7 protein-coding genes are annotated in these 11,490 nt (G+C 70.7%); 5 read left to right on the top strand and 2 right to left on the bottom strand.

From position 1 onward, the window contains the following. Positions 1-131: 131 nt before the first annotated feature. Complete coding sequence (locus DI269_RS00875) at positions 132-1,706, bottom strand: glycosyltransferase family 2 protein (protein ID WP_408612249.1); 1,575 nt, start codon at positions 1,704-1,706, stop codon at positions 132-134. Positions 1,707-1,859: 153 nt separating this feature from the next. Next, positions 1,860-2,999 (bottom strand): hypothetical protein, encoded by a 1,140-nt coding sequence (locus tag DI269_RS00870; protein ID WP_157974672.1) that lies wholly within the window; start codon positions 2,997-2,999, stop codon positions 1,860-1,862. A gap of 385 nt (positions 3,000-3,384) precedes the next feature. On the opposite strand from DI269_RS00870, the gene DI269_RS00865 reads away from it, so the two are divergent. The 5 genes from DI269_RS00865 to DI269_RS00845 form a co-directional block, all read left to right on the top strand. Further along, on the top strand, positions 3,385-4,935 hold the full coding sequence (locus tag DI269_RS00865) for a gamma-glutamyltransferase family protein (RefSeq protein ID WP_112133270.1): 1,551 nt from the start codon (positions 3,385-3,387) through the stop codon (positions 4,933-4,935). A 231-nt stretch (positions 4,936-5,166) separates the two neighbouring features. Next, on the top strand, positions 5,167-6,309 hold the full coding sequence (locus DI269_RS00860) for a DNA glycosylase AlkZ-like family protein (protein WP_157974671.1): 1,143 nt from the start codon (positions 5,167-5,169) through the stop codon (positions 6,307-6,309). Between the two features lie 193 nt (positions 6,310-6,502). After that, positions 6,503-9,964, top strand: coding sequence for a lamin tail domain-containing protein (locus DI269_RS00855; protein WP_112133268.1), 3,462 nt, complete (start codon positions 6,503-6,505; stop codon positions 9,962-9,964). Between the two features lie 47 nt (positions 9,965-10,011). Next, entirely contained in the window at positions 10,012-10,623 is a 612-nt protein-coding gene (locus DI269_RS00850) for a hypothetical protein (RefSeq protein ID WP_157974670.1), read from the top strand. A gap of 300 nt (positions 10,624-10,923) precedes the next feature. Continuing rightward, positions 10,924-11,490: HoxN/HupN/NixA family nickel/cobalt transporter (locus tag DI269_RS00845; protein ID WP_456298699.1), on the top strand; the 567-nt coding region annotated here is incomplete at its 3' end.

Here is an 11,490-nt window from a genome sequence, read left to right as displayed (position 1 = left end):
GGCTTCCAGCGCCGATGGTACTGCACCCGAGGGGGTGTGGGAGAGCAGGACACCGCCAAACATCTACATACGAGAGGCCCCCACCGACAGGTGGGGGCCTTTTCGCGTTCCCTGGAACTGATTCCAGGCGATCAGGCCGGCCGGTGGAGCCTGCGTCGGATGGCGCGCTTGGTGTGCTGGACGAGGTTGCGGGTGCTCTTGGTCGTGTGGACTTCGAGGGCGATTCGCTTGCGGGGGTTGGTGAGGTACTGGTAGACGCTCACGCTGGTGCGGAGCCGATAGCGGGTCAGGGTGGTTCGCCGGCGCGGGAGTTCAGCGGGGTTCGGGACACGTAGTGCCTGCTGGAGGATCTGGTCGGGGAGTTCGAATTCCACGTAGAGGTCGAAGACGTCGTCCTTGGCGAGGTCGCGGAAGTCCTCGATGGGGTCGATCTCGATGCTGAACTGCTGGGTCTCCGGGTCGTACTCGACCGGTTTCGTCAGGGTGGTGCCGGTCTCGCGGGCGATGGCGACCATGTGGGGGTGCAGGCCGAGGACCCGGTGTTGGGCGAAACCGGTGGTGCCGATGATGACGAGACGGCCGTTTCGACGGGTGATGCCGGTGACGCTGGTTGACATACGCGAAGGCTTGCTCAGTGCGAAGGTCGTGGGGGCGCCGCGGTCGGCGATCGCCAGGTAGCGCTCGTGGAGGGCGCCGTCGATGACTGTGAGTTCCTTGACACGACCGTGGTCGGCGGCGCCGCGGTAGTGGCCCTCGATCTCGGCGAATTCGGTTGCGGCGGCGGCCAAGAGGATCGGCTGGTTGTGCGGGTGGAGCTTGGCGAGGGAGTCGGCGGTGAGGTGGCGGTGGAGGAGGTCGGTGGTGCGTTGCCACCATTCGGCGCGGGTCTCGGGGTCGTCGATCATGGCGATGAAGCGCAGGAGCGAGATGCCCTCGGTCTCCCAGTGGCGGTACATGAGGTGGTCGCGGCTGGGGCCGGGCGGGACGTGCTCGTGGAGGAGCTCGACCATGTGGACGAGCATCTCCCAGAGGATCTCGGTGCGCTGCAAGAAGTCTTCGCCGGTGGCGGAGGTGACGTTGCCGCCGTCGTCGCGGCGGACGAGGTACAGGCAGTCGTAGTCGGCGACGACGGAGATGTTGCGGGCGCGGCGGTAGGCGTGGAAGGTGAAGGGCTGGTCCTCGGCGCGTTTGACGCCCGCGGGGAAGCGGATGCCGTGCCGGCGAAGGTGGTCGGTGCGGAAGAGCTTCCAGGCGGCGATGGACCAGTAGATGCGCGACGTGTAGAGGTCCGCGGCGTCCTCGTTGCGACGGAACATCGACTGGGGCGCTGAGCGGTCGACGCCGACGACCTTGCCGAGGACGACGTCGGAGTCGTTGCGGCGGGCCGATGCGACGAGGCGTTCGAGGGCTTCGGGGCCGAGGTGGTCGTCGGCGTCGAGGAAGAAGACGTACTCGCCGGTGGCGAAGTAGTCGAGGGCGACGTTCCTCGGGTGGCCGGGACCGCCGGAGGCGGCCTGGTGGACGACCGTGATGAGGTCGCCGTGGTGGTGGGCGAGCTTGTCGAGGAAGTCGCCGCTGCCGTCGGTGGAGCCGTCGTCGACGGCGATGATCTCGATCCGGTCGGTGCCGATGGTCTGGGCCAGCACCGAGTCGATGGTCTTCTCCAGATACGGCATGCCGTTGTGCACAGGGATCACAACCGACACAGTCGGAAACCGCACTACTGTCTCTCCTTGTCCTCACCGTGTCGGAAGGACGGTAGTGCGGAGTCGTGACCAGGGCGGTCTTCGCTGAGTTAACGCGAAGTTTCCTTTAGTCCCGGTTGGAATTCGTTCTGTGCGTTGGGATGTCGGATCGGGCTAGACGTACGGGCCGTCGAGGTGCTCGCCGGCGTGCTGGCGGTACCACAGGCCCCGGTAGCAGCGCCACGGCTGCGGGCGCAGCTGCGTGGGCGCGAAGATCTGCTCCAGGAGGCGGCGGGCCTCCAGGAAGAAGTCGAGGCGCTCGTCCGGTGCGGCGATGTGCTGGGAGTCGTCGACGGGGCTCTCCGCGGGGAGGATCGTCAGCGACGGCCACATCGTGGTCTGCTCGGCGAGCGGCAGGAGCCAGGCGCGCATCTCGTCGAGCGGCTCGCTGCCCACGGTGTACGTGAACGAGGTGCGGTGTCCGGCTTCCCTTGCGGCCGAGAGGATCTCGGAGAGGCGCTCGGACTGGTGGCTGGCGACCGGGGCGACCGACGGGTCGGCGGCCGCGGCGTCCTCGGGGACGATCGGCTCGGCCGCGAGCACGGCGCTGTCGTCCTGGTACGTCTCGGTGGTGAGGAACAGCAGGACCGGCCCCACCTTCTCGGCGAGCTCGTCGAACGCGGCCTTGCTGCGCAGGGCCGGGGTCAGGACGCCGAGCGTGGTGGACTCGGGGAGCCCTTCGGCGGTCATCGCCTCGCGGACCGCGAGGAGGTGCTCGACGACGGTCTGCTCGTCGCGGGCGCCACCCGCGGAGAGGGTGACCTCGTCGAAGAGATGCTGCTCGCCGTCGTCGGCCAGGTCGGAGGCCAGGGCCTCCAGCAGGTCGCGGTAGCACTTGACGAGTTCGGCGGGCTCGACCTCGGACTGGAGGAGGAGCGTCGCGGCGGTGCCGTCGGCGCGCAGGTACCCGCGGACCTCTTCTCCCGGTTCGGCTTCGATGATCTCGGCGACCGGGGTGCCGTCGACGCACAGCTCGCTCAGGCCGTGCTGCGGCGAGGAGGGGTCGACGTGGGCGCGGAGGCTGAACGGCGAGGTCGCGCGGTCGGCCGGGAGGACGAGCATGAACTCCTCGTCCTCGGAGTTCAGGCGCAGGCGCATGCCCTCGGTGTTGTTGCCGCGCAGACCGTAGAGGTTGAGCGCGATGAGCAGGAGCTCGCTCCACTCCAGGTCGTGGCGCACCGCGAGGCGCCGCCACCGGTGCACCGTCGAGGAGATCGGGCCGGCTGAGTCAGCTGGTTGTGTCGGCTCTTCCATGACCAGTTCCGATTCTTCCTCTCGTCCCCACCGCGGAAACTCCACCGTACAAGAGACTTGGGCGTACAGGTGGACGCGGTCCACCTCTATGCTAGGTCCGCCGACGGACAAAAGCACCCGTCGTGAGCACCGGCACGCGGTCCGAATGCTGGGAACCGTGTCGTGTGCGTGCTTCCGTCCACGACCTCGCCCTGGACCTGTACCCACCTGCGCGATCGGGAACCGGGAATGCGGGATGTCGCCGATCCGACCGAGTCCGGGCCGGGAGTCGGCCGGTCGTCACTAGCCGCGCGGCAAGGTAGGCTTCGAGCCGTGCCGGGCCTGCGGTCCGGCCCGATCCCGTCCCCCCGTCCGGCGACGCCGGCGGTTGCGCAAAGGAGTCCCCGTGGTCGACCAGGGTGTGGTCTGTTCCGTCGATCCGCACGTCAGCCGGATCGGCGCCGACGTGCTCGCGAACGGCGGTAACGCCGTCGACGCCGCGATCGCCGCTGGTGCGGCGCTCACGATCGTCGCCCCGCACCTGTGCGGGCTCGGCGGCGACCTGTTCGCCCTGGTCCACGTGCCGGGCGAGGACGTCCCGGCGTACCTGAACGCCTCGGGCCGCGCCGGATCGGGCGCCGACGCCGCGGGCCTGCGCGCCGAGGGGCACACGGCGATGCCGTTCCGGAACGACCTGCGCTCGGCCACCGTGCCCGGCGTCGTCGACGGCTGGTTCAAGCTCCACGAGCGGTACGGGACGCGGCCGATGGCCGAGCTCCTCGCGCCCGCGATCGAACTGGCCGCCAAGGGCTGGCCTGCGACTGCGATGCTCGCGAAGGCCGGCCAGATCCTTGAAGGCGTCGAGGGCGCCGAGGACCTGGTCGGATTGGAGGCCGGGGCGATGGTGACGCGCGAGCGGACCGCCGGCGCGCTGCGCGCGGCCGCTGAGGGCGGGCGCGACGGGTTCTACCTCGGCGAGTTCGGGAAGGGCCTCGTCGAGATCGGCAAGGGCCTGTTCACCGAGGCCGATCTCGCCGCTGTGCAAGCGGAGTGGGAGGAGCCGATCGGCGTCGACGCGTTCGGGCACCGGATCTGGGCCGCCGCGCCGAACTCGCAGGGGTACCTGCTGCTGCTCGCGCTGGCGATCGCCGACAGGCTCGACCTCCCGGTGGACGCGGGCGACCCGCTGTGGGCGCACTACCTGGTCGAGGCCGCGCGGCAGGCCGGGTACGACCGGCCTGAGCGGCTGTTCGACGGCGCCGACGTCACCGATCTGCTGGCCGCGGCCGGGGAGCGGGCGGCGCGGATCAGCCCGGACGCGAAGGCCGACGTGCCGGTGCACCAGGCCGCGGGCGGCACCACGTATATGGCGGTGCTCGACGGGAACGGCATGGGCGTCTCGTACATCCAGTCGAACGCGGCCGGGTTCGGGACGTGGCTGTTCGAGCCGCGCACCGGGATCGGCCTCCAGAACCGCGGGACCGGGTTCAACCTGGAGCCGGGGCACCCGGCCGAGTACGGGCCCGGCAAGCGGCCGCCGCACACGCTGGTGCCGGCGCTGGTGACGCGCGCGGACGGGTCGCTGCGGCTGGTGGCCGGGTCGATGGGCGGCGATTCGCAGCCGCAGATCGTCTCGCAGCTGATCGCACGGGTGCTGCACGGCGGCGAGTCGGTCGGGGCAGCGGTGAGCGCGCCGAGGTGGCGGCTGCACCCGGGCGAGACCGGGTTCGGGACCTGGACGGGCGTGTACGAGACGGACGTCGAGCTGGAGGACGGCAGCCCGGAGACGTGGGGCGCGGGGCTGCGCGAGCGCGGGTTCGCGGTCGCTCCGGCCGCGGCCGGGAGCGGCTTCGGGCACGCGCACCTGATCGAGATCGACGAGGACGGGCACGCCGAGGGCGCGGCCGACCCGCGCGCCGAGACGGGCACGGTCGGGACGGCGCCGAACCGGGGCTGACGTGCGCCGCCCGCAGGGCGGGTGGGTGGGGTAGGAGTATTGCCATCCCAAACCCCCGCCCACCCAGGGGAAGAAGAAGGTATCGGCGATCCTGCCGGGCGGGTGCGACAGAAACGCACGGAAACCGGCGGCGCCGGCGGCGAAGTCACCCGAACGGATGAGACGAAATTGTCGGACCCCGGTTGTACGGTCGGGGGCGTTCACTATCGCTCTCGGAGAGGAACCGGTGCAGTGCCCGAATCGTTGCGGCTGGCCGACGCCCGGCGGATCGCCATCGCCGCGCAGTTGCGGCCGAAGGCCACGCGTTTCAAGACCGTCCTGGAGCGGCTCGGGTGCATCCAGCTCGACACGATCTCCGCGGTGCGGCGCGCCCACGAGCTGACGCTGCTCGCCCGCGACCTCGACGTGGACGAGGCGGTGCGGAGCCTGGACCGGCGGAAGGCGCCGGTCGCGTTCGAGTACTGGGCGCACGCGATGTCGCTGCTGCCGGTGTCGGCCTGGCCGTACCTGGCGCGGCGGCGCCGCAGCTGGCGCGAGCGGTACCAGGACGACTCGCTCGCCGTCGCCGAGGCCGAAGTGCTCGCGCTCCTGCGCGAGCGCGGGGCCGTCACCGTCTCCGACTTCCCTTCCGGTGCGATGCACCGCGACCGGGGCACCGGGAACATGGGCGACAGCTGGAACTTCCGCACCGACCACAAGCACGCCGTCGAGCGGCTGCTGTGGTTCGGCGAGGTCGCGTGCACGCACCGGATCGGCTTCAAGCGCGTCTACCAGCTCGCCGAGCAGGGCATCCCCGCCGAGCACCTGTGGGACGCCGACGACGCGGAATGCCTGCGCTACATGGTGTCCACGGCCCTGCGGAACCTCGGCGTCGGCACCACCAAGGACGTCGCCGACTACTTCCGGCTCAAGATCGCCGACACCGAGCGGGTGCTGCGCGAGCTTGAGACCGAGCAGGTCGCCGTCGAGGGCTGGAAGGCCCGCGCCTGGATCGACCCGCAGGTGCGGCGCACCCGGCTCACCGGCGCCGAGCGGGCCGTCGCGGTGTCGATGTTTGACCAGCTGGTGTGGCTGCGCGAGCGCATGGAGCGCCTGTGGGGCCACGGCTGGAAGATCGAGATCTACGTGCCCGAGCCGCAGCGCACGTTCGGGTACTACTGCCTGCCGGTGTTCGTCGGCAGCGACCTCCCCGGGCGGGTCGCCCTGCGCCGCAGCAGCGGCGAACTCGTCGTGGAGGCCGCGCAGTGGGACGACGCGCGGGCCGACCGGGAGCACCTGCACGCCGCCGTCGAGCGTGCCGCGACCTGGGTCGGCGCGGAGGTCCGCTGGAAGGCCGAGGTCCGCGGGTTCAACACCGTCGCCGGAGACGTCTGAAAGGGGGGATGCCAGGGACCGAGCGGAGAGGGGTTTCCCACGGGCGCAGCGGGTCCTGTTCACCCGCAACCGTCTGAAGTGGAATTAGGACACGCCGGTCAGAGCAGGCATTGGCCGCGAATTGTCAGGGGTGCAGTATGGACGTACCCTACGATTCACCCGTGATTCACTCCCCTCGGACACGCTCCGTCATATGACCCCGTACCCCCGGATTCATGGAGACCGCCGCCGAATCGCGCTGGCGTTCATGCTCGCCTCAGTCCTCGTCCTCTCGCTGCTCGCGTTCCGCTCGACTCCCGCGGCGCAGGCGCAGTCCGAACCGGCCGTGCTCATCAGCGAGGTCAGCAACGCCGGCCCCGCGGGGAGCGCCGACGAGATCATCGAGCTCGCCAACTTCGGCGACACCGCCGTCGACCTCACCGGCTGGCAGGTATACCGCTGCGCCGCAAGCGGTTCGCGCGCCTACGAGCCGCAGCTGCCGCCGCTGTCGGGGGTCGTGCTCGACCCCGGCGAGACGTACCTGATCGCGAACACCGCGGGGACCTTCCCCGACGCCGACGCGTTCTACGAGGTCAGCCTCGCCAACGACGGGTTCGGCATCTGGCTCCAGGACGCGGACCGCCGGCTCGTCGACGCCGTCGCCGTGTACGCCGCGCCCGGCGACAGCGAATGCGCGCTCGGCGACACGCCGCTCCCCAACGACCTCAACGGCGTCCGCGACCAGACCTGGCAGCGCACCGGCGTCACCGGCGTGCAGGCCGCGGACTGGATCAGGGCCGAGCGCACCGCCGGCGAGCCCAACGCGACCGAGGCCGACGACGGCCCGACCGGCGGCGACGTGCTCGTCTCCGAGCTCGCCAACGCCGGTCCCGCGGGCGGCTCCGACGACTTCGTGGAGTTCGCGAACTACGGCGACGAGCCGGTCGACGTGGGCGGCTGGAAGTTCTACCGCTGCTGGGGCAGCGGCCGGACCGACGACTCCAGCCTCCAGGCCGTGATCCCGGCCGGGACCGTCCTCGATCCCGGTGAGGTGGTCGTCGCCGCGCACACCTCGGTGTCCGTGCCCGCCGGCGTCACCGCCGTCAGGTACTCGGTCAGCCTCGCCAACGAGGGGTTCGGCGCTTCGCTGTACGACGATGAGGGCGTCCTGCGCGACGCGGTCGGAGTGTACGAGGACGACGGCTTCCACCAGGCGCCCACCGGAAGTCCGTGCACCCAGGGCGACGCCGTGCCGAACCGGCTCGACTTCGCCTGGAACCAGACCTGGCAGCGCACCGGCGATACCGGTGTCAACCAGGACGACTTCGCGAAGGGCCTGCGCACCATCGGGACCCTGAGCGAGGCGCCCGTGAGCGCGCCCGAACCGGTCGACACCGGTGTGCGCGTCAGCGAGCTCGTGAACGCGGGCCCCGCGGGGGCCTCCGACGAGTTCTTCGAACTCGCGAATTTCGGCGACGAACCCGTGGACCTCACCGGCTGGCGGGTCTTCCGCTGCCAGGAGGACGGCCGCCGCGCCGGAGCCTTGCAGATCCCGGTCATCGGCGCCGCCGTCCTCGACCCCGGCGAGACGTACCTCGCCGTCCACGCCGGGTCGAGCCTGTATGCGGGCGGGGAGTTCGACGCCGCCTACTCGACCGGGCTCGCCGCGGGCGGATTCGGGCTCATGGTCCTCGATGCCCAAGGGCGCCTGGTCGACTCGGTCGGCGTGTACTCCGCGCTGTACAGCCCCTGCGCGCAGGGACTGTCGCTGGTGAACGTCGTCGAGTACGAGCAGGGCGACTCCTACCAGCGCCTCGACCAGACCGCGTACAACGCCGACGACTTCACACCCGCCCCGCGCACGCCGGGGTCGCTCCCCGACGACCTGCGCGGGCCCGCCGACTTCACCGACGCCGAACTGGAGGACGTGGCCGCCGCGGCCGCGCCGCGGCCGCTCAGCCCTGAGACCGACGCGGAAGTGCAAGGGCGCCGAGCGGAACTGAACGCGACCGCCGACCACACCACCGGCGAGGCAAGCGACCTCGCCTTCACCGGCGGCGAAGTGATCGAACTGAACCGGCGCACCTCCACGGTCTACGCCGGCGTCACCGACACCGTCCCGCCCGCCACGCGTGGGATCACCGGCGAGGAGCGCGTCGACTGGGGCGACGAGCCGATCGTCACCGAGACCGTCGAGGGCTTCCCGTTCCAGCGCTTCGAGTTCAAGACCGACGCCAAGCAGTGGCGCGACTTCGCCGTCACCTGGTCGGGCTCCTCCACCGGCACCAGCGAACTCCAGCTGTACGCCTGGAACCGCTGGTACGAGCGCTGGGACCTCCTCGACGCCGACGGCGGGCTCACCGGCGGGCAGATCACGCTGACCGCGGCGATCGACGTCCCCACGTACGTTCGCGGCGGCCGGAACCTCGACATCCTCGTCGTCGACGGGCCCGAGACCGAGACGGCGTTCTCCGACGACGCGGCCGAGCCGAACCTCGCGTTCAAGGACCCCGCCGAGTACGACCTCGCGTTCGGGTACGTCACCGACACGCAGTTCCTCTCCGAGGGCTACCGCGACGCCTACGCCGAGATGACCCGCTGGATCGCGACCAACGACGAGGCCCGCTCCATCGAGTACACCGCGCACACCGGCGACCTGATCCAGAACTGGCTCAACGGGAACACCTCCACCGAGCGGGCCGTGGACGAGTACGAGTTCGCGTCCGACGCGATGGGCGTGCTCGACGCGGCCGGCGCGCCGTACGGCGTCACCCCCGGCAACCACGACACCAAGTGGGGCCGCGAGGCCGACCTGTACAACCAGTACTTCCCGGACGAGCGCTTCGAAGGGGAGGACTGGTACGGCGACGCGTGGCGCGAGGACGACTCCCAGAACCACTACGACGTGATCGAGGCCGGCGGCGCGAAGTTCCTGTTCCTCTACCTCGGCTACTACGCGGGCGAGGGCTCCGTCGACTGGGCGAACGAGGTCATCGGCGCGCACCCCGACCACAACGTGATCTTCGCGACCCACGAGTACCTGAACCCGGACGGCTCCCTGTCCACGCCGGACAACTACCGGTGGAGCTCGATGGCCGACCGGTACTGGAACGAGATCATCGTGCCCAACGAGAACGTGTTCATGGTCCTCGCCGGGCACCACCACGGTGTGGCGCTGAACATCAAGCGCGACGTCGACGGCGTCGAGGGGCGGATGGTCGTCGAGATGATGGCGAACTACCAGGGGTTCACCGACGAGAACGGGCGCGTCAACTCCGGGTTCCTGCGCCTCCTCCAGTTCGACCTCGACGCCGGGCTCATGGCCGTGAACACGTACTCGCCGATCCGCGACGAGCACAACGCCTGGGAGTACAAGCCCGACGACATCCCGTTCGAATACGACGACTCAAGCGACGAGTTCATCGTCGAAGTCGACCTGAACACCGCCTATGACAAGCGCATCCAGACCGACCTCGTCACCCCGCACGCCGCGCCCGAGGCGCTCGGCACCCCGACCGCCGGCGACGGCGAGACCGTCTCGATCGACTGGGGCGGGCTCGACTACTGCACCCGGTACCTGTGGGGCGCGGACGCCTCGGACGCGAACGGGCGCACCGCGCGCTCGGCCGCCGCGATCCTCACCGTCCCCGGCCGCGGCGGCCGCGAATGCGACTGACCGCCCGGCTCGGCCTCGCCGTCGCTGCTGCGTTTTGCCTTGGGGGAGTGGCGGTGCCCGCGGCCGCGCACCCGCTCGGCGACCCGCAGGCCTTGCGGCTCAGCGCAGACGGCGACCAGGTCACGGCGCTGTGGACGGCTCCCGCTGACGACCTCCTGGTCCTCGGCTCGGTCACCGGGGTCCTCGACGACCGCCGCGAGTACGTCTTCGACCTGAACCCTGACGGCGAACCGGAACCGGTGGGCGACAGCGACGCCGACCTGCTCCGGTCGTCGACCGAGGTTGCCGACTACCTGGCCGCGCACATCACCGTCACCCAGGACGGGCGCTCCTGCCCCGCCGAGGTCGACCTGAGCGGCCTTGTGGAGGCCGGAGCTGAACTCGTCTTCAGCTGCGAGACGGAAGTGTCGGAGGTGACCGTTACGGTTACCGCCCTGACCGACGCCGATCCGGCCTACCGGACGGTGGTCTTCGCGGAAGGAGGTGATCGCGAACAGCAGCTGTACTCGGCCGACGCGCCCAGCGCGGTCTGGCGGTTCGACGCGAGCGCGACGGGATCGCGATGGGCCGTCCTCGCAGCGGTCGCAGCCGTAGCGGCGGTCGTCGCCGCGACCGCGGTGGTCGGCCTGCGGCGACTCCGCAAGGCGGCGAGAGCGTGAGAAGGGAAGCCCCGCAAGGAGGCGAGCTCGACGAGCGGGCGCTCCCGACCGACGCGCTCAGCGAAACTTCGCAGTCGGATGCAAGCGCGACCGGTCCGCAGGCGCGAGACGCCGCCGCAGCGGTCGGAGCCGTATCGACGTACCTTGTCGCAGCGGCAGCGGCAGCGGCAGCGGCCACGGCCACGGCCACGGCCACGGCCACGGTTCTCGGTCTGCGGCACCGCAAGGCGGTGCGCGCGTGAGCCGGATGGCTGTTGAAGTGAGCTGGTCGGAAAAGCTGCACTGCAAGGCGGGTGCGCGGTGAGCGGCTTCGACGGGTGGCTGCTCGATGCCTTCGACCATGCGCTGTGGCCGGTTGCGATCGCGGTTGCGCTGCTGGTCGGCGCGGCGCACGCGCTGCGGCCGGGCCATGGGAAGTCGCTTGTAGCCGCCTACCTTGTGGCTGAGCACGGCCGCTGGATGCACGCGGCCGCGCTGGCGGTGATCGTCGCCGGGTTGCACACGGTGTCGGTGCTCGTGATCGGCCTGCTGTGGTGGGCGTTCGCCGGGGAGCAGGCCGTGACCGTTGAGCCGGTCTCGGTGTGGGGCCGACTTGCGGTGGCGCTCATGGTCCTCGCGGTCGGTGCGGTCGTATTGCGGCGGCAGTGGCGAGCCTTCGGGCGACGCCGCGCCCAGGTGGGTGCGCAGCCGAGCGCCTCTGGGCACTCGGCTGCCGATGCTCGCGAGCACGAGCACGAGCACGAGCACGAGCACGAGCACGAGCACGACCACAGCCTTGGGCACGGGCACGGGTATGGGCATAGCCACGGGTACGAGCATGGCCCCGCGCACGATGACAATTGCGACCACATCCGCGACCATGCCTTC

Origin of the sequence: Glycomyces dulcitolivorans, assembly GCF_003265355.1 — a bacterium.
Classification (GTDB): domain Bacteria; phylum Actinomycetota; class Actinomycetes; order Mycobacteriales; family Micromonosporaceae; genus Glycomyces; species Glycomyces dulcitolivorans.
The sequence above is the reverse complement of the archived record's forward strand: the minus strand, read 5'-3'. Positions and strand labels throughout refer to the sequence as shown.